General features: G+C 75.6%; 19 protein-coding genes and 5 tRNA genes. 8 read left to right on the top strand and 16 right to left on the bottom strand.

The annotated features are described in order from the left end of the window. Positions 1–11 precede the first annotated feature (11 nt). On the top strand, positions 12–572 hold the full coding sequence (locus tag VM636_RS24940; protein ID WP_030422342.1) for a CGNR zinc finger domain-containing protein: 561 nt from the start codon (positions 12–14) through the stop codon (positions 570–572). A gap of 121 nt (positions 573–693) precedes the next feature. Here the strand turns inward: VM636_RS24940 and VM636_RS24935 are convergent, their stop codons facing one another. Next, the gene (locus VM636_RS24935; protein ID WP_030422341.1) at positions 694–873 is read right to left on the bottom strand and encodes a hypothetical protein; all 180 of its coding nucleotides are present in this window, start codon (positions 871–873) and stop codon (positions 694–696) included. 188 nt (positions 874–1,061) lie between these two features. After that, a complete protein-coding gene (locus VM636_RS24930; protein WP_030422340.1) occupies positions 1,062–1,514 on the bottom strand; it encodes a hypothetical protein in 453 nt (150 codons plus the stop codon). 209 nt (positions 1,515–1,723) lie between these two features. On the opposite strand from VM636_RS24930, the gene VM636_RS24925 reads away from it, so the two are divergent. Then, the gene (locus VM636_RS24925) at positions 1,724–2,248 is read left to right on the top strand and encodes a DsbA family protein (protein WP_030422339.1); all 525 of its coding nucleotides are present in this window, start codon (positions 1,724–1,726) and stop codon (positions 2,246–2,248) included. Positions 2,249–2,270: 22 nt separating this feature from the next. On the opposite strand, the gene VM636_RS24920 is transcribed toward VM636_RS24925, so the two are convergent. From VM636_RS24920 to VM636_RS24910, 3 genes are all read right to left on the bottom strand, one after another. Continuing rightward, a complete protein-coding gene (locus tag VM636_RS24920) occupies positions 2,271–3,095 on the bottom strand; it encodes a GNAT family N-acetyltransferase (RefSeq protein WP_030422338.1) in 825 nt (274 codons plus the stop codon). 70 nt (positions 3,096–3,165) lie between these two features. Further along, complete coding sequence (locus VM636_RS24915; protein ID WP_030422337.1) at positions 3,166–3,987, bottom strand: aminodeoxychorismate lyase; 822 nt, start codon at positions 3,985–3,987, stop codon at positions 3,166–3,168. Next, complete coding sequence (locus VM636_RS24910) at positions 3,984–5,030, bottom strand: chorismate-binding protein (RefSeq protein WP_030422336.1); 1,047 nt, start codon at positions 5,028–5,030, stop codon at positions 3,984–3,986. Before VM636_RS24910 ends, VM636_RS24915 begins: the two co-directional genes overlap by 4 nt. Before the next feature lie 178 nt (positions 5,031–5,208). Between VM636_RS24910 and VM636_RS24905 the strand changes: the two genes are divergently transcribed. The 5 genes from VM636_RS24905 to VM636_RS24885 all read left to right on the top strand — a co-directional run bounded on the left by VM636_RS24905 (position 5,209) and on the right by VM636_RS24885 (position 5,661). Continuing rightward, a tRNA-Gly gene (locus VM636_RS24905) sits at positions 5,209–5,281 on the top strand. A gap of 38 nt (positions 5,282–5,319) precedes the next feature. Next, positions 5,320–5,393, top strand: a tRNA-Cys gene (locus VM636_RS24900). A 1-nt stretch (position 5,394) separates the two neighbouring features. Then, positions 5,395–5,466 (top strand) — tRNA-Val (locus VM636_RS24895). A 40-nt stretch (positions 5,467–5,506) separates the two neighbouring features. Further along, positions 5,507–5,578, top strand: a tRNA-Val gene (locus tag VM636_RS24890). Positions 5,579–5,589: 11 nt separating this feature from the next. Next, positions 5,590–5,661 (top strand) — tRNA-Val (locus VM636_RS24885). Between the two features lie 121 nt (positions 5,662–5,782). Here the strand turns inward: VM636_RS24885 and VM636_RS24880 are convergent. The 3 genes from VM636_RS24880 to VM636_RS24870 all read right to left on the bottom strand — a co-directional run bounded on the left by VM636_RS24880 (position 5,783) and on the right by VM636_RS24870 (position 7,485). Continuing rightward, a complete protein-coding gene (locus VM636_RS24880) occupies positions 5,783–6,082 on the bottom strand; it encodes a zf-TFIIB domain-containing protein (protein ID WP_030422335.1) in 300 nt (99 codons plus the stop codon). A gap of 100 nt (positions 6,083–6,182) precedes the next feature. After that, positions 6,183–7,148 carry an aminoglycoside phosphotransferase family protein gene (locus tag VM636_RS24875; RefSeq protein ID WP_053913463.1) on the bottom strand — a complete coding sequence of 322 codons (966 nt, stop codon included), beginning with the start codon at positions 7,146–7,148 and terminating at the stop codon, positions 6,183–6,185. A 175-nt stretch (positions 7,149–7,323) separates the two neighbouring features. Then, complete coding sequence (locus tag VM636_RS24870) at positions 7,324–7,485, bottom strand: hypothetical protein (RefSeq protein ID WP_030422333.1); 162 nt, start codon at positions 7,483–7,485, stop codon at positions 7,324–7,326. A 577-nt stretch (positions 7,486–8,062) separates the two neighbouring features. Here VM636_RS24870 and VM636_RS24865 point away from each other — a divergent pair. Continuing rightward, a complete protein-coding gene (locus VM636_RS24865; RefSeq protein ID WP_199809441.1) occupies positions 8,063–9,538 on the top strand; it encodes a serine/threonine-protein kinase in 1,476 nt (491 codons plus the stop codon). A gap of 354 nt (positions 9,539–9,892) precedes the next feature. On the opposite strand, the gene VM636_RS24860 is transcribed toward VM636_RS24865, so the two are convergent. The 8 genes from VM636_RS24860 to VM636_RS24825 form a co-directional block, all read right to left on the bottom strand. After that, positions 9,893–10,744, bottom strand: coding sequence for an RNA methyltransferase (locus VM636_RS24860; protein WP_053913465.1), 852 nt, complete (start codon positions 10,742–10,744; stop codon positions 9,893–9,895). Position 10,745: 1 nt separating this feature from the next. Next, the gene (gene cobA / locus VM636_RS24855) at positions 10,746–11,978 is read right to left on the bottom strand and encodes a uroporphyrinogen-III C-methyltransferase (protein WP_053913467.1); all 1,233 of its coding nucleotides are present in this window, start codon (positions 11,976–11,978) and stop codon (positions 10,746–10,748) included. Between the two features lie 165 nt (positions 11,979–12,143). Further along, positions 12,144–16,925 carry a nicotinate-nucleotide--dimethylbenzimidazole phosphoribosyltransferase gene (gene cobT / locus VM636_RS24850; RefSeq protein WP_338485781.1) on the bottom strand — a complete coding sequence of 1,594 codons (4,782 nt, stop codon included), beginning with the start codon at positions 16,923–16,925 and terminating at the stop codon, positions 12,144–12,146. Between the two features lie 407 nt (positions 16,926–17,332). After that, complete coding sequence (gene cbiE / locus VM636_RS24845; protein WP_030418155.1) at positions 17,333–18,541, bottom strand: precorrin-6y C5,15-methyltransferase (decarboxylating) subunit CbiE; 1,209 nt, start codon at positions 18,539–18,541, stop codon at positions 17,333–17,335. Positions 18,542–18,660: 119 nt separating this feature from the next. Further along, positions 18,661–19,296, bottom strand: coding sequence for a GNAT family N-acetyltransferase (locus VM636_RS24840; RefSeq protein WP_030418154.1), 636 nt, complete (start codon positions 19,294–19,296; stop codon positions 18,661–18,663). A 126-nt stretch (positions 19,297–19,422) separates the two neighbouring features. Next, a complete protein-coding gene (locus VM636_RS24835) occupies positions 19,423–20,250 on the bottom strand; it encodes a MetQ/NlpA family ABC transporter substrate-binding protein (protein ID WP_030418153.1) in 828 nt (275 codons plus the stop codon). A 69-nt stretch (positions 20,251–20,319) separates the two neighbouring features. Further along, positions 20,320–21,057, bottom strand: coding sequence for a methionine ABC transporter permease (locus VM636_RS24830; RefSeq protein ID WP_030418152.1), 738 nt, complete (start codon positions 21,055–21,057; stop codon positions 20,320–20,322). Continuing rightward, positions 21,054–22,094, bottom strand: coding sequence for an ATP-binding cassette domain-containing protein (locus tag VM636_RS24825; protein WP_030418151.1), 1,041 nt, complete (start codon positions 22,092–22,094; stop codon positions 21,054–21,056). The genes VM636_RS24830 and VM636_RS24825 overlap by 4 nt, the downstream gene beginning before the upstream one ends. Positions 22,095–22,467 lie beyond the last annotated feature (373 nt).

The raw sequence follows: 22,467 nt of genomic DNA, 5'->3' as shown, positions 1-22,467 counted from the left end.
GGGAGCAGAACGTGCTGATCACCCACGACATCCGGTGCGCCCTCGACACCGTGGTGGATCTGGTGAACACCGTCCCCGAGGACGACGCGACGCCTGACGGGCTGCCGGACGTGGCGGCCCTGGAGGAGTTCGTGAGCGCGCACGCCATCAGTGATGTCGGCGCGCTGGCGGACCACGACCTCACGGCGGTGCGCTCGGTGCGGGCGCGGTTCGCGGCCGTCTTCGCCGCACCGGACGCCCGGTCCGCGGCCACCCTGATCAACGAACTGGTGGCCGCCGCGAGCACCACGCCCCGGCTCACCGACCACGACGGCTACGACTGGCACATCCACTACTTCGCGCCCGGCGCCTCCGTCGCCGACCACCTCGCCGCGGACTGCGGGATGTCGCTGGCCCTGTTCGTGGTCGCCGGTGAGCAGGAGCGGCTGCGGCGCTGCGAGGCCCCGGACTGCCGACGGGCCTTCGTCGACCTCTCCCGTAACCGGTCCCGCCGCTACTGCGACAGCCGGACCTGCGGAAACCGGCTGCACGTGGCCGCGTACCGGGCGCGGCGCAAGGAGGCCGCGCGCTGACGCCGCGCGCTGGGTCCGGCCCGGCGCGGGCCCGCCGGTCCCGGATGCCGCGCCGCGTGGACGGGTCGCCCGGTGAGGACGCGTTCCCCGGCGGGTGGCGCCGGGGAGCGCGGTGTACGGCTCACAGCAACAGCAGGTCGTGCAAGGACGCCATGAGCAGCAGGGACCCGATCACCGCCAGGAAGATCATCAGCGGTGGCTGGGACAGGGCGAAGAGGCAGCCGCGCGTCTCGTCCGGAGGGGGCGCGGTGGCACTCTGTCTCGTATCCGGCTGGGCTTCCAGCCGAGTGGGGTCGGGCATCTCGCGGCGATGATGACCCAGCGTCCCCGGCCGGCGCGATTCGGGCGCACCCGGAGACCGGATGGCCGCGGGTTCCGCACTCTCCGCTTCGCCTCGTGATCATTACGGAGCGTACGGTGCCGGGCTCGGATCACTGGGACGTTGCGGTGCGCGGACGCCACCACGTCCGCGCACCGGTAGGAGCCGCCTCAGATGCCGTGCTTCCTGAGGATGGCCTCGATGTCGCTGAAGTCGTCCTCCCCCTTGGCCGGCGCCGCGGAGGAGCCGGAGGCCCCGGCCGCCGGACGGGAGGCCGACGAGCCCAGGGAGGGCCGGGAGGCGCCGGGCGCCACCGGGCCGGACTCGGCCGCGGCCCCGGTCTCCCCGCGCCGCCCGCGGCTGCCGCCGCGGCGGCGCTCCACGGCACGCGTGATCATGAAGAGCAGCCAGGCCAGGCCCAGCACGGCGAATCCGGCCCACGCCGTCGGGCTGAAGGCGGTGCCGGCGAGCCACTTGACGACGCCCGTCATCACGAGGCCGACCGGGACCAGCGCGTACGCGGCCACGCGGACCGCGGTGAGGAAGCGCCTGCGGTACGCGGTGACCGCCGCGATGCCCAGGCCCGCCGCGGACACGGCTGAGCAGACGGTCTCGGCAATCATCCGGTCCTCCTGGTCGGGCTCGGGTCGAGGACGAGCGTTTCGCCCCTTCCATCCTGCACCCCCCGGCCCCCCGGAGGCCACGCCCGGACGCGAAGATCAGGGACATCTCGGGGTAGGGGCCGCGCGGGACCTCGGGGGCGGGATCCCCGGCGGGCCACGCGTCACCGGCCCGGTCCGGTGCGGCGCGGCCGGGCTGGGAGACTGGGGGGATGAGTGACTTCCCCGCCGATCGTCCCGCCGTCGCCGTCCTCGACGTGTGGTGCGAGTTGCAGTGCCCCGACTGCCGTACCGCCCTGGACGACCTGACCGCCCTGCGCGCCCGCTACGGCGACCGCCTCGACGTACGGCTGCGGCACTTCCCGCTGGAGAAGCACCGGCACTCCTTCGCCGCCGCGCAGGCCGCCGAGGAGGCCGCCGAGCAGGGGCGGGGCTGGCCCTACGTCGAGGCCGTGCTGCGCCGAGTCGAGGAGCTGGACCGGGGCGGCGAGCCCTTCCTGGTCGAGGTGGCCCGCGAACTCGGCCTGGACGCCGAGGAGTTCGACACGGCGCTGATCGACGGCCGGCACATCCTGATCGTCGACGCCGACCACGCCGAGGGCAAGGCCATCGGCGTCACCGGCACCCCCACCTACGTCATCGGCGGCGAACGGCTGGACGGCGGCAAGAGCCAGGAGGGACTGCGCGAGCGCGTCGAGGAGATCGCCGACCGGCTGCTGGCCGGCGACGGGGAGTGAGCCTCCGGGACCCGCGTCGCCGCTACAGCAGCGGCTTCCACAGGTGGTGCCGGACCGTCTCGTAGCCGAGGGAGGCGTAGAGCCGCTCGGCCGGGGCGTTGCCGGCGAAGACGTTGAGACCGAGGCGGCGGCGTCCGGCGGCGATCGCCTGGCGCTCCGCCAGCAGCATCAGCGTGCGGCCGTGGCCACGGCCCCGGTGGGCCGCGTCGACCTCGACGTCGTAGACGAACGCCTCGTCCTCGCGCAGCGCCAGCCACAGGGTGCCGACCGGGACGCCCTCCTCCTCGACCACGCTGAACAGCGCGTTCTCGGTGTCCTGCCCCCGGGGCAGCAGGCTCTCGTGGTCGCCGCGCGCCTTGGCACGGGCCGCCTCCTCGGGCACGCCCCGCTCCCTCCACGTCCGCGCGTACCGCTCGGCCTCCCGCACGCTCCAGTCGGCGTACTCGTCCCGGGTCATCGGGCGGGCGCGGCGGCCCGGCGGGAGGGCGGGCCCGGTGGCGCCGAGCGGTTTGGCGAGCAGGCGGTTGCGCGGGACGTAGCCCAGCGCCCCGGCCAGCAGCAGGGCGGGGGCCGCGTCGGCGGGGACGCTCGCCTCGATCTGCCGGCAGCCCCAGCCGCGCGCGACCTCCTCCGCGGCGAGCACGGCGACGGTGGCCCGGCCCCGGCGCCGGTCGGGCTCGTCGACGCGCAGGTCGAGGATCACGGCCACCGTGTCGCCGAGGCCGGGCGAGGTGCCGAGGTGGACCGCGCCGACGGGACGGCTGTTCACGCACACCTGGTAGCGGCGTGAACGGCTGCCGTCGGGGGCGAACTGAAGCGGCTCGGCCGGCCGCAGGGTCGTGGTCATCAAGGTGTTCTACCCGACCGGGGCGGGCCGTGACCTCCGGTTTTCCGGGCACTTCCGCCCGGCGGGCCGGTCAGGGGTCCAGGTCGGCGGCGGAGCGCTCGTCGAAGATCCGCATGGCCTTGGCGGTGACCGGGCCGGGCGCGTCCGCCAGCGCGCGGCCGTCGACGCGGTGCACGGCCTGCACGTCGCGCAGGGTGGAGGTGAGGAAGACCTCGTCGGCCCGTTCCAGGACGTCGAGCGGGAGGTCCGTCTCCCGGGCACCGGTCCACTCGACGGCCAGGGCGCGGGTGATGCCGGCGAGGCAGCCGGACTCCACCGGCGGGGTGTGGAGTTCGCCGTCGAGGACGACGAAGACGTTGGAGCCGGTGCCCTCGCACAGCCGGTCCCGGGTGTTGCCGAACAGGGCCTCGGTGGCGCCCTGTTCGTGGGCGCGGGCCAGGGCGACCACGTTCTCGGCGTACGAGGTGGTCTTCAGGCCGGTGACGGCGCCGCGCTCGTTGCGGGTCCAGGGCACGGTCACCACGGCCGTGGTGTCGGGGCGCCGGGCGGTGGCGCCGACGGCGACGAGCAGGGTCGTCCCGGCGTCGCCGCGGTCGGAGCCGAGCGGGCCGGGGCCGCCGGTGTAGGTGATGCGCAGCCGGCCCAGTTCCACGGGGTTGGCGTCGAGCACGGCCGCGCAGGCCCGGCGGACCTCGTCGAGGTCGGGTTCGGGCAGGCCCAGGCCGCCGGCCGAGCGGGCCAGCCGGGCGAGGTGCCGGGTCAGGGCGAACGGCCTGCCGTGCACCGCTTTGACGGTCTCGAAGACGCCGTCGCCCACGGTCAGTCCGTGGTCGAAGGCGGAGACGCGGGCGGCGTCGGTGTCGCGCAGCCCGCCGTCGAGCCAGATCTTCACGTCGGTAGTCCCTCTCCGGTCACCTCGTACACGCCCGACGCTACCGCGAGCAGCCGGGCCGCCTTCAGTTCGGTCTCCCGCCACTCCCGCTCGGGGTCGGAGCCCCACGTGATGCCGGCGCCGGTGCCGAAGCGCAGCAGCCCCGCGGCCCGGTCGATCCAGAAGGTGCGGATGCCGACCGCCAGCTCGCCCGTGGACCGGTCGGCGTCGACCCAGCCGACGCCCCCGCAGTAGGGGCCGCGCGGCGCGGTCTCCAGCTCGCCAATGATGCCGAGGGCGCTGGGTTTGGGGGCGCCGGTGACCGAGCCGGGCGGGAAGGCGGCGTCCAGCAGGGCGGGCCAGCCGGCGTCCGGGAGCAGTTCGCCGCGCACCGTGGAGACGAGGTGGACCAGGCCGGGGTGCTTCTCCACGGCGCACAGGTCGGGCACGCTCACGCTGCCGGGGACGCAGACCCGGCCGAGGTCGTTGCGGACCAGGTCCACGATCATGACGTTCTCCGCGTGGTCCTTCTCCAGCAGGTCCGCCTCGGTGCGTCCGGTGCCCTTGATGGGCCCGGACTCGACGACGGAGCCCGCGCGGCGCAGGAACAGCTCGGGCGAGGCGGTGGCCAGCTCCACCCCGTGCGCCGGCAGCCGAATCGTTCCGGCGTACGGGGCGGGGTTGCCCTGGGCCAGCAGGGCGGTGAGGGCGTCCACGTCGGCGCCGGGGGCGACGGGCGCCGACAGCACGCGGCACAGGTTGGCCTGGTAGACGTCGCCGGCGGCGATGTGGTCGCGGATGCGCCGCACGGCCGCGGTGTACGCGGCGCGGTCGAGCGAGGACGCCCAGTCGCCGGTGCCCGGTCCGGCCCAGGCGCCCGGCACCGGCGCGGGGACCGGCGCGTACCGGACGTCGGCGAACCGGGCGCAGGTCAGACGGCCCTCGAAGTCCGCGCAGACGGCCCAGAAGCCGCCGGATTCGAGCGCGGCGGGGTCGCTCGTGACATCGAGGAGGCCGGTGGCGAGGCGATCCCGGAAGCGGGCCAGGGGCGAGAGGTCGGACACGGGGCCGAGTCTAGGCGGGGCCGCGGGCAAATGACTCGAACGTGGCCTCCCGGTGGGCCTGACCGGGTACGCGGCCACGGGCACCGCAGCACGCTGCACAAACGCGTTTTTGTCCTGGCCCCGGAATCCGCTAGAGTTCAACCCGTCGCCGGGACGCGGGAGCGTACCGAATCGACAGGCGGACGTAGCTCAGTTGGTAGAGCGCAACCTTGCCAAGGTTGAGGTCGCGAGTTCGAACCTCGTCGTCCGCTCGCTGGACACAGGGGGCCTCCCGGTCCCCTACACTCCTGGTGGAGTGGCCGAGAGGCGAGGCAACGGCCTGCAAAGCCGTCTACACGGGTTCAAATCCCGTCTCCACCTCCACGGACGATTAGCTCAGCGGGAGAGCGCTTCCCTGACACGGAAGAGGTCACTGGTTCAATCCCAGTATCGTCCACTGGTCCGACAGGACCGATACGATCCACCAGGATCACCCCGCGCGATTAGCTCAGCGGGAGAGCGCTTCCCTGACACGGAAGAGGTCACTGGTTCAATCCCAGTATCGCGCACGCAGTCCCGAGGACGATTAGCTCAGCGGGAGAGCGCTTCCCTGACACGGAAGAGGTCACTGGTTCAATCCCAGTATCGTCCACACTCACCGGAGCCCCCGGCCGTCACCTGCGGCCGGGGGCTTCGTCGTGCCCGGCGGCCCTGGGGTCTTTCGTTGGGATCAGGCCGACCCCCCGAGCCCGGCGTGATCCCAACGAAAGGCCCTAGCTGGAGAAGAGCATGCGGCCGAAGCCGCGGTGGCGGTGGTGGCCGTAGTGGCCGTGGCCGCCGTGCGGGGCGCCCCAGGCGGGGGCCGGGGCGGACGGGTACGCCTGCGGGGCGGGCGGCGCCGGCGGGGCGGGCGGCGCCGGCGGGGCGGGCGGGGACCACTGGGCCTCCAGCCGGGTCAGTGCTTCCAGCTCCCCGTAGTCCAGGAAGATCCCCCGGCAGCCGCTGCACTGCTCGATCTGAACGCCGTTGCGCTGGTAGGTGTGCATCGGTGCGTGGCACTTGGGGCACTGCATGATGGGCTCGACTCCTCGCCGGTCGGTGCTGTTTCGCGTCTCGCCGGGACAGACACCGCCCGGACGCGGTCGGTTGCAGCCTACGTGGCGCGGCGGCCGGTCAACTCCCCGACGGGGCAAGGGGAACCGCGGCCATACGGGCGCAGGCGCCGACGAACTCCTCCTCCACGTCGTCCAGCGGGCGCCCCTCGGCCACGGCCTTGGTGACGGACCGGGCGGCGGTCTGGGCGGTGAGGGCGCGGGCCGGGACGTCCAGCGCCGCCCAGGGGTCGCCGTCCGCCGGGACGGCCGGGCCGCCCGCAGCGCGGTAGGCGGCCAGGAAGCGCTGCCACACCTCGGGCGGCAGCAGCCCGCACGCGTACCAGGCGGCGGGGCGGGCCAGGTCCCAGGCGGGGGCGCCCAGGCCGAGGTCGTCGACGTCGATCAGCAGCCAGGGCCCGCCGTGCGCGGGGTGGCGGACGAGCTGGCCGAGGTGGAGGTCGCCGTGGCAGAGCGTGCCGGCCCCCGGCGCGGCCCCCTCGCCGCGGGCCCAGGCGGGCAGGGCGGCCCAGGCGCCCAGGACGGGTGCCGTGCCGGGGTGGCGCGGGGCGACGGCGCGGAGCCGGGCGACGGCGCGGGCCGCCTTCCCGGGGCCGCGCATGGGCGGCAGGGGGCCGGGCACCGGGGTGCGGTGCAGCCGGGCGAGCAGGTCCGCCGCCTCCTCCCAGGGGGCGGCGTCCGGATCGCCGGGGTCGACGGGGGTGCCGTACGGCCAGTGGGTGACGAGGCGTCCGGCCAGGCGGACGGGGCTGCCGGGGACGTCGGGGGCGCCGAGCGGGGGCAGCAGGACGCCGGTCAGCCGCGCGGCGACGGCGAGGCGCAGGGACAGTTCCGCCGGGTCGGTGTCCGGCGCGTGGGCCTTGGCGACGGTGCCCGCGTGCCGGACGACGGTGCCGTCGGGGCGGTCCGCGAGGGTGGCGGCCTCGGCGGGGCGGGGGCAGCGGCAGCGGAGGGAGGCGGGGCCCCGGGCGTGGGCCACCGCTCCGGCGTGGGAGGCCAGCGCGGGCAGGAGGGGGTCCGGTGTCACGGGGGTGAGGGTACGGGGGCGCGGCGGTGAGGGGCCCGGGGGCGGGAAGGGGAAATGCCGGGCGCGGCTCCCCAGCCGCGCCCGGCATCGTGCCGTCCGCCGTACCCCCGTCCCCACGGGGTTTCATGGAGGGATGTCCCCGCCCGGACCGCTCTTCCGGGCCTGGGGTCGCCGTTCAGCGCCCCAGCATCACACCCACGGACGACGCCTGTGTGGCCACCGTCTCCCACCCGTCGAAGACGAGCAGGAGCAGGGCCGCCAGGGGCAGGGCCATGAGCGTCGCCACCACCGGGTGGCGGCGTGCCGGACGTTGCCGCGTCGGTGCCGACTGCGTCATGGTCCCTCCCTGACCGTCGATGAGGTCTTCTCCGTGTCCTCGTGGCGCGGTGGGCGCCCGGCCCCCGGGGACGAGTGCCGTGTCCACCGCTCGGTCTCGAATCTAGGCGCCGGGCCCGTGCCGGGCGTCATGCCCGCGTACCGATTGCCGGGCCTCCCCGAGGATGAGCCGCCCGGCGCGGTGTACTCCCCTGGGTGGAGAGCCGGCCCCGCGCCTCGGGGTCTTCCCGGAGGGGACTCCCACGGGCGGGTGACTTCCCTCACGTCTGTACCAGTGCGGCACACCGGCCCCCCGCCTGCGCCATGGGGCCGCCCCCGCGCGCCGCGGGGAGGTGGCTCGTCCCCGGCCCCCCGCCGGGGTGGCGGGAAGTCCGCCTCACGGCCCGTCAACCTTTTTCGCTCAAAAGGGGGTTGGTGGTCCACGCGGCGGGCGCCGGGTGCCGGGGCGGAGACGCGGGTGGGCCGTGGGGCGGGCACCGGGGCGGGGGCGACCCGCCGGGCCGGGCTGGCGCGGCCTCTGCGCGCGGGCGGCCGGGGAAACGTAAGCTGTGGCACGTCACAGGGACCGGGCAGCGGGGATGAACATGGCGATGATGCGCCTCAGGCGCGAGGACCCGCGCGTCGTCGGCTCGTTCAGGCTTCACCGGCGGCTCGGCGCGGGCGGGATGGGCGTGGTCTACCTGGGCTCCGACAAGAAGGGGCAACGGGTCGCGCTGAAGGTCATCCGGCCGGACCTGGCGGAGGACCAGGAGTTCCGCTCCCGGTTCGCGCGCGAGGTCTCGGCCGCGCGGCGGATCAGGGGCGGGTGCACCGCGAGGCTGGTCGCCGCCGATCTGGACGCGGACCGGCCGTGGTTCGCCACCCAGTACGTTCCCGGGCCCTCCCTGCACGACAAGGTCGTCGAGGAGGGCCCGCTCTGCGCGGCGGACGTCGCCGCCGTCGGCGCCGCGCTCTCGGAGGGACTCGTCGCGGTCCACGAGGCCGGGGTGGTCCACCGGGACCTCAAGCCGTCCAACATCCTGCTGTCCCCCAAGGGGCCCCGGATCATCGACTTCGGCATCGCCTGGGCGACGGGGGCCTCCACGCTCACCCACGTCGGCACGGCGGTCGGTTCCCCCGGTTTCCTCGCCCCCGAGCAGGTGCGGGGCGCGGCCGTCACCCCGGCCACGGACGTGTTCTCGCTCGGCGCCACGCTGGCGTACGCCTCGATGGGCGACTCGCCCTTCGGGCACGGCAGTTCCGAGGTGATGCTGTACCGCGTGGTGCACGAGGAGGCGCAGCTCCAGGGTGTGCCGGACGCGTTGGCGCCGCTGGTCCGGGCGTGTCTGGCCAAGGACCCCGAGGAGCGGCCCAGCACGCTGCAACTGTCGTTGCGGCTCAAGGAGATCGCCACCCGGGAGGCGCAGGGCCTGGCCGACGTCCGGCCGCCGGCGCCGCGTACCGGGGAGGCCGACCGGCTCGCCGAGGGGTACGCGGAACGTCCCGTGCGCCGTTCGCCGGGGCAGACCGGGTCGCACGGCACGCCCGTGTCACGCGGGTCCGGCGGTCCGCGCGGGTCCGGCGGGTCGCGGGGCGGCGTCCCCTCGCGCGGCGGACCGGCCTCACGCGGCGGACCGTCGTCGCGGGGCGGCGCCGGTTCACGCGGCGGCGGTACGGGGGCGCGGTCGGGGGCCCGTCCCGCGCCCGCCTCCCGGGGCGCCGGGCGTGGCGGACCCCGTTCCGGTACGGGCAACCGGCCCCGCCCGCACGGCAGTGGCCCGCGCACGGTGCCGAGGAACACCCAGACCGGGCGGCGGCCGGCCAACCCCCGGCTGCTGCGGCAGCGGCTCGTCGTCTTCGTGGTGGTGACGCTGCTGGTCGCGCTGGGCATCGCCGCGGCACAGGGCTGCCAGGGCCCCGCCCGGGGCTTCGGCGCCGAACGGGTCGGCGTGTCGGCACAGGGGTCCCCGAGTGGCGGGCCGGGCGTGCCGGCGAGGTCGAGCACCGGCGCCGGCACGGAAACAGGAACAGACGCGGGCCACGGCGGTGTGAGCGGCGGGTCGGCGCACCCGTAGCGCGTCCGTGCGTACGGCGGTCCGGCACGGCCGTCCCGGCAGTTACCGCGCACCGGCGGCGGGTCCGCGCCCGGCCGGCACGCGCGCCATCGGCGCGTCGGCGGGTGACACAAGCCCATCGCCTGCGTGTCGGCACACTGGCGACACAAGCCCATCGCCTGCGTGTCGGCACACTGGCGACACAAGCCCATCGCCTGCGTGTCGGCACACTGGCGACACAAGCCCATCGCCTGCGTGTCGGCACACTGGCGACACGAGTCCGTCGTCGGCGTGTCGGCGGTCGGGCGGGAAACACTCCCGGGCGGCACGGCCCGGGGACACGCCCGGACCGCGGTTCGCCCGCGGCGGTGCCCGTCAGGTGCCCGATGGGCGGGTCGCGTAGAAGACGACCGCCGAGGCGGCGGCCACGTTGAGGGAGTCCACACCCGCGTCCATCGGGATGCGGACGTGCGCGTCGGCCGCGTCGAGCGCCGCGCGGGTCAGGCCGTCGCCCTCCGTGCCGAAGAGCAGGGCCAGTCCGCCGTGCCGGCGGGCGGCGAGGTCGTCGAGCGGCACGGCACGGTCGCTGAGGCAGAGCGCGGCGACGGTGAACCCGGCGGCGCGCAGCACCTCGATGTCGTGCGGCCAGGACTCCAGGCGGGTCCAGGGCACCTGGAGGACGGCGCCCATCGAGACCTTGACGGACCGTCGGTAGAGCGGGTCGGCGCAGCGCGGGGTGAGCAGGACGGCGTCGACGCCGAGGGCGGCGGCGTTGCGGAAGGCGGCGCCGACGTTGGCGTGGTCGACGATGTCCTCGAAGACGGCGACGCGCCGCGCCGGACGCCCCGCGCGGCCCGGCGGGTGCCCGCAGGTGAGGCCGCGCAGCAGTTCGGCGGCGGCCGGCAGCGGTTCGCGGTGCATGGCGGCGAGGGCGCCGCGGTGCACGTGGTAGCCGGTGACCCGCTCGGCGAGGGCCGGGTCCACCAGGTACACCGGGGCGGACGTCGTGTCGATCACGTCGCGCATGACGTCGAGCCACTTGGCCGACAGCAGCAGGGAGCGCATCCGGTAGCCGGCCGCCAGGGCCCGCCGGATGACCTTCTCGCCCTCGGCGATGAAGAGGCCCTCGGCGGGTTCGCGGCGGCGGCGCAGCGCCACGTCGGTCAGGTCGGTGTAGTCGCCGAGGCGCGGGTCCCGGGCGTCCTCGACGATGACGGGTGCGGCCATGTCAGGCCGTCCCCGCCGGGCCGACCCGGACGACCTCGCCGACGACGATGACCGCGGGCGGCCGGATCTCCTCGGCGACGACCGTCTCGGCGACCGTGGCGAGGGTGGCGTCGACCCGGCGCTGGGCGGCGGTGGTGCCCTCCTGGACCAGCGCGACGGGGGTGTCGGGGGACCTGCCGTGCGCGACGAGGGTCTCGGCGATCCGGCCGATCTTGTCGACGCCCATGAGGACGACGAGCGTGCCGGTGAGCCGGGCGAGGGCCGGCCAGTCCACGAGGGACCGCTCGTCGTCGGGGGCGACGTGGCCGCTGACCACGGTGAACTCGTGGGCGACTCCCCGGTGGGTGACCGGGATGCCGGCCGCGCCGGGCACCGAGATCGAGCTGGAGATGCCGGGGACGACGGTGCAGGGGATGCCGGCCTCGGCCAGGGCCCGCGCCTCCTCCATGCCCCGCCCGAACACGAACGGGTCGCCGCCCTTGAGCCGGACCACGGACTTGCCCTGCCTGGCGTGGTCGATCAGCGCGTTGTTGATGGCCTCCTGGGCCATGAACCGGCCGTAGGGGATCTTCGCCGCGTCGATCACCTCGACGTGCGGCGGGAGTTCGGCGAGCAGGTCGCGCGGGCCGAGCCGGTCGGCGATGACGACGTCGGCCTCCGCGAGCAGGCGCCGGCCCCGGACGGTGATGAGGTCCGGGTCGCCGGGTCCGCCGCCGACGAGGGCGACGCCGGGGGTGCGGGTGCGGTGGTGCGGGGCGACGAGGGTCCCGTCGCGCAGGCCCTCCACGACCGCGTCGCGGATGGCGGCGGTGTGGCGCGGGTCGCGGCTGCGCGCGCGGGTGGTGAGCACGGCGACCGTCACGCCCTCGCTGGTGCCGGTGGCCGGGGTCCAGGCGGTGGCCCGGTCGGCGTCGTCGGAGCGGACGCACCAGACGCGGTGGTGCTCGGCCTCGGCGGAGGCGGCGTCGTTGGCCTCGGTGTCGCCGGTGGCGATCAGGGCGTACCAGGCGTCGGCGAGGTCGCCGTGCGCGTACCAGCGCCGCTCCCAGGTGATCTCCCCGGCGTCCGCCATCGCCTCGACCGACGCGGTGGCCTCGGGCGAGACGAGCAGGACGTCGGCGCCCGCGGCGACGAGGGCCGGCAGGCGGCGCTGGGCGACCTGCCCGCCACCGAGCACGACCACACGGCGGCCGGAGAGGCGGAGACCTACGGGGTAGGCGGGGTGTTCGGCCATGAGGGCGGGCTCCTCGTCCTGGCGGTGCGGTGGGGCGCTTCGGCTCTGGAGCGGCCCTGACGTGCGGATTCTACGAGAGCGGTACGGATGGGAGTGAGGCGTGGCCGGGCGGGGGCGGGGCGGGCGGGCCGTTCGCCGGCCGCGCCGCCCCTCCCCCGCGGCGGGTCACTTCTCGGTGACGCCCGCCGAGTCGAACGTCGCCACCTCGTGCATCGCCCGTGCCGTGCTCTGCACCATCGGCAGGGCGAGCAGGGCGCCGGTGCCCTCGCCGAGGCGGAGGTCGAGGTCGACCAGGGGGCGCAGGCCGAGCTTGTTGAGCGCGGCGACGTGGCCCGGTTCGGCGCTGCGGTGGCCCGCGATGCAGGCCGCGAGGACCTCGGGGGCGATGGCACGCGCGACGAGGGCCGCGGCGCCGGCGCTGACGCCGTCCAGGATCACCGGGGTGCGCAGGGAGGCGCCGCCGAGGAGCAGGCCGACCATGGCCGCGTGTTCGAGGCCGCCGATCGCGGCGAGGACGCCGATGGGGTCGGCCGGGTCGGGCTGGTGCACGTCGAGGGCACGGCGGACGACCTCCGTCTTGCGGACCAGCGTCTCGTCGTTGATGCCGGTGCCACGGCCGGTGACCTCGGCGGGGTCGGCCCCCGTGAAGACGGAGATCAGGGCGGCGGACGCGGTGGTGTTGGCGATGCCCATCTCGCCGGTCAGCAGCGCCTTGTTGCCGGCCGCCACCAGGTCGCGGGCGGTCTCGATGCCGACCTCGATGGCCTGCTTGGCCTCCTCGCGGGTCATGGCGGGGCCGGTGGTCATGTCGCCGGTGCCGGAGCGGACCTTGCGGGGCAGCAGCCCGGGGGTGGCGGGCAGGTCGGCGGCGACGCCGACGTCGACGACGCACACCTCGGCGCCGACCTGGGCGGCGAAGGCGTTGCAGACCGCGCCGCCGCCGAGGAAGTTGGCGACCATCTGCGCCGTGACCTCCTGGGGCCAGGGCGTGACGCCCTGGGCGTGCACCCCGTGGTCGCCGGCGAAGACGGCGACGGCGGCGGGCTCGGGCACGGGCGGCGGGCACTGACGGGAGAGCCCGGACAACTGGGCGGAGATGATCTCCAGCATGCCGAGCGCGCCGGCCGGCTTGGTCATGCGCTTCTGCCGCTCCCACGCCTCGCCGAGCGCCTTGGCGTCCAGGGGGCGGATCTGCGCGACGGTCTCGGCGAGCAGGTCGTGCGGGTCCTCGCCGGGCAGGGCCCGGCGGCCGTACGTCTCCTCGTGCACCACCCACGACAGCGGGCGGCGCTTGGACCAGCCGGCCTGGATCAGCTCGGGCTCGTCCGGGAACTCGTCGACGTAGCCGACGCACAGGTAGGCGACGACCTCCAGGTGCTCGGGCAGGCCGAGCGCGCGGACCATCTCGCGTTCGTCGAAGAAGCTGACCCAGCCGACGCCGAGGCCCTCGGCGCGGGCCGCCAGCCACAGGTTCTCGACGGCGAGCGCGGAGGAGTAGGGCGCCATCTGCGGCTGGGTGTGGCGGCCCAGGGTGTGCCGGCCGCCGCGGGTGGGGTCGGCGGTGACGACGATGTTGACCGGGGTGTCGAGGATGGCCTCGATCTTCAGTTCCTTGAACTGCTTGGCCCGGCCCTTGGGGAGGGACTTGGCGTAGGCGTCGCGCTGGCGCGTCGCCAGTTCGTGCATGGCCCGCCGGGTGTCGGCGGAGCGGATGACGACGAAGTCCCAGGGCTGCGAGTGCCCGACGGAGGGCGCGGTGTGGGCGGCCTCCAGGACCCGGAGCAGCACCTCGTGCGGGATGGGGTCGTCGCGGAAGCCGTTGCGGATGTCGCGGCGTTCGCGCATGACCTTGAGGACGGCCTCGCGTTCGGCGTCGTCGTACGGGGGCGCGGCGGGGCCCGCGGGGCGGGGCGCCTCGGCCGTCTCGGCGGGGGCCGGCTCGTGCGGGCCGGCCTGGCCCTCAGGCGCCGCGGGGACCGGCCGGCGGTCCGCCTGGTCCGCGGCCCGGGTGTCCAGGTCGTCGGCGTGCTGGACGAGCGCGGGGCCGTCCTCGCGCGGCGCGGGCACGGTGGTGCCGGGCGGTTGTTCGCCCTCCTGGGGGAGGACGGTGGCCTGCGGCGGGGCCGGGGCGAGGTGGGGGGTGGTGGGCACCTGGCCCTCGACCGGCACGAACCGGCCGACGGTCTGGTCGGGGTGGGGCATGGGGGTCTCCGCGGGGTCCGCCGCGTGCGGGGCGTCGGCGGCGGCCAGGGTCTGCGGACCCTGGGCCGGCTCCGCGTCCGGTACGGGTGCCCCGGTCACGGCCTGCCCGTCGGCCGCCTGTCCCGCGGTGGCCTGTCCGGCGGGGGCCGGCACTGCCTGGGGGGACGGCTCGGTCAGGGGGGTGGTGGGTGGGGGGGTAGGGGTGTCGGGGGCCTGGACGCCGGGTTCGGGGGCGGGAGGGTGCTGCGGGGCCGGGTCCGCGCCGGCGCCCTGCGGGCCGGCCGCCTCGGCGGGGGGCGGGGTGCCGGCGGCGGTGTGTCCGGCGGCGGGGCCGGACGCCTGCCCGGCCGGCTCGCCGGTGACGAGCGCGGCGGGCGCGACGGTGACGGCGGGCGCCGGGGCCGGGGTCGCCTCGGGGACGGGGGCCTCGGCGGCGGGCGCCGGGGCCGGGGCGGCTTCCGGGGCCTGAGCCGTGTCCGGGGCCTCTCCGGCCTCAGGGGCCGCCGCGGCGTCAGGAACGGGAGCGCCAACCGGAGTCGGGGCGGTGTCCTGCGCCTGGGGCGCGTCCTGGGGCTGGGCCGTGCCCTCAGCCTGGGCCGCGTCCTGAGGCTGGACGGTGCCCTGCGCCAGGACGGTGTCCTGCCCCTGCGCCTGGGGCGCGTCCTGGGGCTGGGTCGTGCCCTCGGCCTGGGTCGAGTCCTGAGGCTGGACGGTGCCCTGCCCCCGCGCCTGGGGCGCGTCCTGGGGCTGGGTCGTGCTCTCGGCCTGGGCCGCGTCCTGAGGCTGGACGGTGTCCGGAGCGGTCGCGGCTTCCGCCGGGGCCGGTGCGGCGTCAGGAGCCGGTACGGCGTCCTGCACCGGGCCGGTGGCCGGGTTCTGCCCGGCGGCCGGGGCGGGGGCGGGGGCGGGGGCGATGGTCTGCCCGGCGGCCGGGGCCGGGACGGGGGCGGGGATCGGGTCGGCACCCGGGGCCGGGACGGCCGCGGGAACCGGGACGGCCTCCTGCGCCGGGGCCGCACCCGGGGTCTGCTCGGCGTCCGGGGCCTGGGTGGCCTCGGGGGCGGAGGTGGCCTCCGGGCCGGGCACGGTCCCGGGGACCTCGTCGGTGTCCTGGGTGCGGACCGCGTCCGGTACGGGGGTGACGGCCTCGGGCCGGACCACCTCGGCCACGGGGGTGGCCTCCGCGGCCGGAGCGCCCTCGGGCACCGGTGCGGCCTCCGGGGCGGGCACGGCCTCCGGCGCCAGGACGCCCTCTAGGGCGGAGGCACCCGCAGGGTCCTGGGCCGTGTCCGGGGCCGAGTCGGCCTCTGTGCCGGGCCCGGTCGCCGCCACGGGCGCGGTCGGGGAGGTCTGAACGGCCGCCGGGGCCCCGGCGGCCGAGGACGCGGCCACGGGCTCCCGCGCCGCCTCGGCACCCGCCGCCCCCGACGCCTCCGCGTCCTGCTCCGCTTCCTGGCCCTGGGCGGCGTCCGCCTGGACGGCCTCCGGCGCGGGCACCGCCTCCGGCGCGTGGGCGCCATCGGCGGCCTCCGGCGCCTGAACCCCGTCGGCGGCCTCGGCGGCGACGTCCGTGTCCTCGGCGTCGTCCGCGGCCCCGGCCCTCTCCGGGGCGGCCCCGTCCGCGGGGTCGCCTTCGGGGGCCCCGGCGACCGGTGCCGCCGTGACCTCCGTGGCCCCGGTCGCCTCGGAAGCCTCCGGCGCGGGCGCGTCGGAAGCCCCGGGGGCCTCCGCGGCCTGCTCCGTACCGGCCGTCTGTATGGCCTCCGGAGCCGGTGTCGCCTCCGGCGCGGGCACGACGGCGCCCGCGTCCGCGTCGACCGCCGGAGAGACCGGAACCTCGGTCACCGGTGCCGGAGCCGCCGGGTCCGGCGCGGCCCCCGACGCCTCCTCGGCCGGGACGGGCACCGGGGCCTCTGACACCGCCTCAGGCACCCGCGCGGCCACCGCGGGACCGCTTGACCGCGGAGCGGCGACGCGGGCGACCAGTGCCTGCGCCGCGCCCCTCGCGTCCTGGGACGCAGCCGGAGCCGGTGCGGAATCCGGGACAACCGTTTCGCCGGCCGCCGCCCCGGGGGCCACCGGACCCACCGGCGTCACCCCGGAAGCCGGAGCCGCCGGAGCGGCGGGAGCCTGCGCGGCCGGGGTCTCCGGAGCCGCCAGGGTCTCCGCAGCCGCCGGGGGCACGGGAGCCGCCAGGGTCTCCGGAGCCGCCGGGGTCTCCGCAGCCGCCGGGGGCACGGGAGCCGCCCCGGCCGGCTGCGCGGCCCACGGCGTCGCCCCCTGCGAGGGAGCCCCCGCGGGCGGCGGGACGTCGAGGTACTCGGGGCCGGAGGCGGCCGGGCCGGGGTGGCGGGCCGGGATGTCGGCGGGACCGCGCTCGGCGAGGTGCCGGACCGGGCTCGCGGAGGTGTCCGGGATCGGCGGGCCGAGGTGCAGCGGACGGCGCGGCGGGGCCGGGGAGGCGGGGCGCGACGGGCGGACGGCGCCGAGGTCGACAGAGCCGGTGTCGCGCCCGGAGATCTCGTGCGGGCCCGGCTGGTGCACGGTCTCGACGACCGGCTCCGGCGCGGGCGGCGCGACCTCGTTGCCCCAGGCACTCTGGGCGCCCGGCAGCAGCAGGTCCTCGTCCTCGGCGGTGGTCTCGGAGAGGTAGGTGTACGCACCGGGCGCGGGGGCCCCCGGATGCTCCACCGTGCCTGCGGTCTCCGGCAGCCCCTCGCCCGGGATCCGGCCGGTGTCGGTCATGCGTACCCCTCGCCCATCGGTTTGTGCCTCTACGACCAGCTCGCCCGGGACGGCGCACCGACCGCCCCGCAGTGAAGAACGAGCGTGCGTGCCCAGCGGCACGAACGACCCGCCGGAAATGACGACAAAGCCACTCGGTGGCATTGTGGCGGGCGTTGCCCCGTCAGGACACCGTGATCCGTGACGGTCCGCTGTGGACTGCGCCACGTTGCGCGTCCCTCGGTTCTGCCGTACCACACCCGCCCGCAGAACTGGCGGGTTTTCAGGACATTGGACGACGAAGCGTCGCGTGTCCGAGTGCGGTACAACAATCCGCCAGCCTACCCCGCGCGGTACGACAAGCCGATCACGGGGCGCGGTGCGGGGGCCCCCGCGGTCGCCCGGCGGCCGGCCCGCCGACGCGGCGCTCAGCGCCCGGGGATCTCCGCGCTGAGCAGGAAGACCACGCTCCGCTCCGTCTCCGTCCAGGCGCGGGTGTCGAGTCCGACGGACTGGAGGAGCGCGCACGCGACGCGGTATCCGTGCTCGGTCAGGTCGCGGCCGACGCGTTCGGCGTCGTCCCGGGTCGCGGCGTGCGCGACGATGCGCTGCGGGCGGCGGTCGGCCACCGCGGAGACCACCCGGGCGCCCCCGCCGCCGATGCGGACGACGTCCGGTTCGGGCAGGTCCTCCAGGACGTGCGGGGCGGTGCCGCGGACGATCTGGAGCTGGACGCCGAAGCGGCGGGCGGCGGCGTCGGTGCGGGCGCAGGCGTGCACGTCGCGGTCGACGGCGATGACGGCGGCCCCGGCGCGGGCGGACTCGGTGGCGAAGGCGCCGCTGCCGCAGCCGATGTCCCACACGAGGTCGCCCGGACGCGGGCCGAGGCGGGCGAGCTGGGCGGTGCGGAGCAGTTCGGTCTCGCCCTCGCCGAAGGGGCCCTCGTACGCCTCGGCCGGCAGCGACCAGCCGCGGGGTCCGGCGGCGGGGTCGCGCCCGGTGATCCAGCCGTCGGCGGCGGGGGCCTGGCCCGGCGTTCCGCCGGCGACGACGACCACGTTGGGGTCGCGCCAGGTGTGGTCGGCGGCCCGGTCGGAGGTGACGACGGTGACGCGTTCGCGGTCGGTGCCGAGTTCCTCGCAGATGACGAAGGTGCGGTGGACGCCCTCCATCAGCAGGCCGAGTTCGGCGGGGCCGGCGCCCGGGGAGGTGAGGACGGCGACCTTGGGGTGGGCGCGGCACACGTTCACGGCGCGGCGCAGGGTGCGCGGGTGGGCGACGACGACCTGGGCGTCGTCCCAGGGCATGCCGGCGCGGGCGAAGGCGGTGGCCACCGAGGAGACGGCGGGGACGACCTCGACCTCCAGGCCGAACTCGGGGGCGCGCAGGGTCCGTACGACGCCGAAGAAGCCGGGGTCGCCGTCGGCGAGGACGACGGCCGTGCCGCGGTGGGCGGCGATGCGGCGGGCGGCGAGGGCGACGCTGCCGAGGCGGACGCGTTCGGCGGCGGGGGGCACTTCCGGCAGTGCCAGATGGTGGGCGGCACCTGCCACCAGGGTGGCGGCGCCGAGGGCGGCGCGGGCTGCCGTGGTCAGCGGCGAGCCGTCCCAGCCGATCACCGTGACCCGGTCGGCCATCGTCGTCAGTCTCCAGGGTTCGCGCAGGTCGTGGTCGCGGAGCCGCCCGAGGGGCGGGGCTCCGTGAGGGTACCTGGTCCGCCGTCGTGACGTGGCCGCGGCGCCGGGGCCCTCGTAGGTCAGTTCCAGTCGGTGAAGGTGGTGAAACCGCTGTCGGCCAGTTGCTCCGGGGCGCCTTCCAGGTCCTCGGGGAGCAGGCTCCAGACGATCAGGTCGGTGCGGACGTCGCCCCAGGTGCCGTCCTCGGCGCGGACGTGCGCTATGCAGGCGTTGCGCAGGACGCCCTCGCTGATGCAGCCGATCCTCTGGGCGACCTGCTGGGCGGCGGTGTTGTCGGCGGCGGTGCGCAGCTCGATGCGCTCGAACTTCTGGTCGCCGAAGATCCAGTGGGCGGCGGCGAGGGCGGCCTCGGCGGCGTAGCCCTCGCCGCGGGCCCAGGGGGCGACGATGTACGACAGCTCGGTGGACCTGACGTGCCAGTCGGTGTGGGCCAGGCGGACGACGCCGACCAGGCGCTGGGTGAGGAACTCGGTGACGGCGAGGTCGAGCCCGCGCCCGGCGACGCGTTCGGCGGGGGCCTCCTCGGTGATCCAGACCCGGGCGTCCCGTTCGCCGAAGGGCTGGGGGACGTCGGTCCAGGCACCGGTCTGCTCGTCGTTCATCATCGCCGCGAGGGCGGGGACGTCGTCCTCGTCGAGGGGGCGCAGCACCAACCGCTCCGTGCTGATGGAGATGGTGGGGAAGGTGCTCGTCATGCGCCGCTCCGTAACCTGTGTGACCGTCAGGGACTGTCGAACTGCCCAGCATGCAGCATGAAAGCACGCAACCACACCACGGGGTCCACTCCGGGGCGGAGCGGACCCCGTGGGGGGCGGGCGGGATCAGAAGGACGGGATGACGGCGCCGTCGTACTTCTCCTCGATGAACTTCTTCACCTCGGGCGAGGTGAGCAGCTCGGTGAGCTTCTTGACGCGCGGGTCGTCCTCGCGGCCCTTCTTGACGGCCAGGAGGTTGCTGTTCGGGTTGCCCTCGGCGGACTCCAGGACGAGGGCGTCCTTCGCCGGCTTGAGGTCGGCCTCGATGGCGTAGTTGCCGTTGACGACCGCGGCGTCGACGTCGTCCAGGGAGCGCGGCGTCTGGGCGGCCTCCAGCTCCTTGAACTTCAGCTTCTTCGGGTTGTCGGTGATGTCGGCCGGGGTGGCCGCCGTGCCGACGCCGTCCTTGAGGGTGATGAGCCCGTTGGCGGCGAGGAGCTGGAGGGCGCGGCCCTCGTTGACGGTGTCGTTCGGGACGGCGACGGTCGCGCCGCTCTTCAGCTCGTCGGCCTTCTCGATCTTGTTGGAGTAGAGGCCGAGCGGCTCCAGGTGCACGTCGACGACGGAGACGACGTTGGTGCCGTTCTTCTTGTTGAAGTCGTCGAGGTACGGCTGGGTCTGGAAGTAGTTGGCGCCCACCGAGCCGTCCTCCGTCGCCGTGTTCGGCGTGACGTAGTCGGTGAACTCCTTGACCTCCAGGTCGAGACCGGCCTTCTTCGCCAGGTTGTCCTTGACGAAGGTGAGGATCTCGGCGTGCGGGGTGGGGCTCGCGGCGACGACCAGCGGGCCGGAGGTGTCGGAGGCGGAGTCCTTGTCGGAGCCGCAGGCGGTGAGGCCCAGCGTGAGGGCTCCGGCGGCGAGGACGGCGGTGGTGATCTTGGCGGTGTTACGCACGAAAAGTGCCTTTCCTGAGGTGGTGCGGCCCCGTCTCGGTGATCCGGGGGGTCTGGGGGCAAGCGGGGTCTAGGCGGCCTTGCCCGCGTCGGCCGGGGCGGGCTTCCCGGGGCGCAGCAGCCGCAGCGCGGGGGCGGCCGAGGAGCCCGCCCCGCGGCGGTGCAGGGCGCGGGCCGCGAAGTCGCCGGCGAACTGGATGGCGGAGATGGCGACGGCGAGGACCGCGACGGTGACCCACATGAGGCCGGTGTCGAAGCGCTGGTAGCCGTAGCGGACGGCGAGGTCGCCGAGTCCGCCGCCGCCGACGGTGCCGGCCATGGCCGAGTAGCCGATGAGGGCGATGACCGTCGTGGTGGTGGAGGCGATGAGCGAGGGCAGCGCCTCGGGGACGAGGACCTTGCGGACCACGGTCCAGGTGTTGCCGCCCATGGCCTGGACGGCCTCGACGAGCCCGTGGTCGACCTCGCGGACGGCGGTCTCGACGAGCCGGGCGAAGAACGGGATGCCGCCGATGGCGAGCGGCACGATGGCGGCGCTGCTGCCGATGGTGGTGCCGGTGACCCAGCGGGTGAAGCTCATCAGGGCGACCATGAGGATGATGAACGGCAGCGAGCGGGCGATGTTCACGATCTGCCCGATGACCCGGTTCACCAGGACGTTCTGGAGCAGGCCGCCCTTGTCGGTCAGGACGAGCAGGATGCCGAGGGGGAGACCGCCGGCGACGGCGATCAGGGTGGACCAGCCGACCATGACCAGGGTCTCCTGGCCGGCCTCGGCGAGCAGCGGCTGCATCTGGGACCAGGTCACTTGGCACTCTCCTTGACGAGCACCGGCTCGGTGGCGGGCTCCACGACGTCGATCTGGAGGCCCTGTTCGCGCAGGAAGCCGACGGGCACGACGTTGTCCTCGTAGCGGCCGGGGAGTTCGATGCGCATCCGGCCGATCTGGAGGCCGCCGACGGTGTCGATGGCGGCGCCCAGGATGGAGATGTCGATGTTGTACGTGCGGGCGAGCTGGGAGATGACCGGCTGGGTGGCGGCCTCGCCGTGGAAGGTGACGTCGAGGACGGTCCGGTCGGCGGCGCTCGCCTCGCCGCCCACCGGGAAGAGGGCGGAGGCCAGTTCGGAGCCGGGGGTGGCGAGGAGTTCGCCGACGGTGCCGGACTCGACGATCCGGCCGTTCTCCATGAGGGCGGCCGAGTCGCAGACGCTCTTGACGACGTCCATCTCGTGGGTGATGAGCAGGACGGTCAGTCCCAGTTGCCGGTTGAGGTCGCGCAGCAACTGGAGGATGGAGCGGGTGGTCTCCGGATCGAGGGCGCTGGTGGCCTCGTCGGAGAGGAGGACCTTGGGGTCCCCGGCCAGGGCGCGGGCGATGCCGACGCGCTGCTTCTGTCCGCCGGAGAGCTGGGCGGGGTAGGACGCGGCCTTGTCGGCGAGCCCCACCAGGTCCAGGAGGGCCAGCGCCTTGCGGGAACGTTCCTTCCCCGTGATGCCCAGGATCTCCAGGGGCAGTTCCACGTTGTCCCGCACGGTCCGCGAGGAGAGCAGGTTGAAGTGCTGGAAGACCATGCCGATCCGGCTGCGCGCCTGCCGCAGCGCCCGGCCGGCCCGGGGACCGCGGCCGGCGAGCGCGGTGAGGTCCTCGCCGGCGACGGTGACCGTGCCGGAGGTGGGGCGCTCCAGCAGGTTGACGCAGCGGATGAGCGAGGACTTGCCGGCGCCGGACTGGCCGATGACGCCGAACACCTCGCCCTCGCGGACGTGCAGGTCGACGCCGTCCAGCGCGGTGACCTCGCGGCCTCCGGAGCGGTAGACCTTGGTGAGGCCCGATGTGGTGATCACGTGGGTTTCCGTCACTCTCGAGTGCGCGGCGCGTCAGGTGGCGCCGGGCACGGGGGCGTTGTTCTTCGGGGGGCTTCGGAACGCGGCACGGTTCTCGCGGTGGCGAGTGGACCGGGGGAGAAACGTGTGCGCGGGGCGTGGTCCCGCCAGGCGTGCTGCGGTGCACGGCGGCGGACCGGGGCCGTCGCTCGCTTCGGGGCGCGAGTCTCAGGTGGTGCGGGGGCCCTCTAGCAGGCGCACATTCGACACGTACGGCGAGCACCGGGCGTCATCATCGCCTCGGTCGCGGGGGTGCGGTCGCTCGTCGTGCTCATGCGGTCAGTAAAGCAGACCCGCGACCGGGAGCGGACACCGTTGTCCGCATGCTGGACAG

Origin of the sequence: Streptomyces sp. SCSIO 75703, assembly GCF_036607905.1 — a bacterium.
In the GTDB taxonomy this organism is placed as follows: domain Bacteria; phylum Actinomycetota; class Actinomycetes; order Streptomycetales; family Streptomycetaceae; genus Streptomyces.
Note: the sequence above shows the minus strand (reverse complement) of the source record. Positions and strands in the feature narration are given on the sequence as shown.

Excerpts from the sequence above, each read along its gene's own strand:
- VM636_RS24870 (WP_030422333.1), bottom strand. The coding sequence starts at position 7,485 with ATGACGCAGTCGGCACCGACGCGGCAACGTCCGGCACGCCGCCACCCG.
- cbiE (WP_030418155.1), bottom strand. The coding sequence starts at position 18,541 with ATGGCCGACCGGGTCACGGTGATCGGCTGGGACGGCTCGCCGCTGACC.
- cobT (WP_338485781.1), bottom strand. The coding sequence starts at position 16,925 with ATGACCGACACCGGCCGGATCCCGGGCGAGGGGCTGCCGGAGACCGCA.
- VM636_RS24930 (WP_030422340.1), bottom strand. The coding sequence starts at position 1,514 with ATGATTGCCGAGACCGTCTGCTCAGCCGTGTCCGCGGCGGGCCTGGGC.
- VM636_RS24935 (WP_030422341.1), bottom strand. The coding sequence starts at position 873 with ATGCCCGACCCCACTCGGCTGGAAGCCCAGCCGGATACGAGACAGAGT.
- VM636_RS24865 (WP_199809441.1), top strand. The coding sequence starts at position 8,063 with ATGAACATGGCGATGATGCGCCTCAGGCGCGAGGACCCGCGCGTCGTC.
- VM636_RS24880 (WP_030422335.1), bottom strand. The coding sequence starts at position 6,082 with ATGCAGTGCCCCAAGTGCCACGCACCGATGCACACCTACCAGCGCAAC.
- cobA (WP_053913467.1), bottom strand. The coding sequence starts at position 11,978 with ATGGCCGAACACCCCGCCTACCCCGTAGGTCTCCGCCTCTCCGGCCGC.
- VM636_RS24860 (WP_053913465.1), bottom strand. The coding sequence starts at position 10,744 with ATGGCCGCACCCGTCATCGTCGAGGACGCCCGGGACCCGCGCCTCGGC.
- VM636_RS24920 (WP_030422338.1), bottom strand. The coding sequence starts at position 3,095 with ATGACCACGACCCTGCGGCCGGCCGAGCCGCTTCAGTTCGCCCCCGAC.
- VM636_RS24925 (WP_030422339.1), top strand. The coding sequence starts at position 1,724 with ATGAGTGACTTCCCCGCCGATCGTCCCGCCGTCGCCGTCCTCGACGTG.
- VM636_RS24840 (WP_030418154.1), bottom strand. The coding sequence starts at position 19,296 with ATGACGAGCACCTTCCCCACCATCTCCATCAGCACGGAGCGGTTGGTG.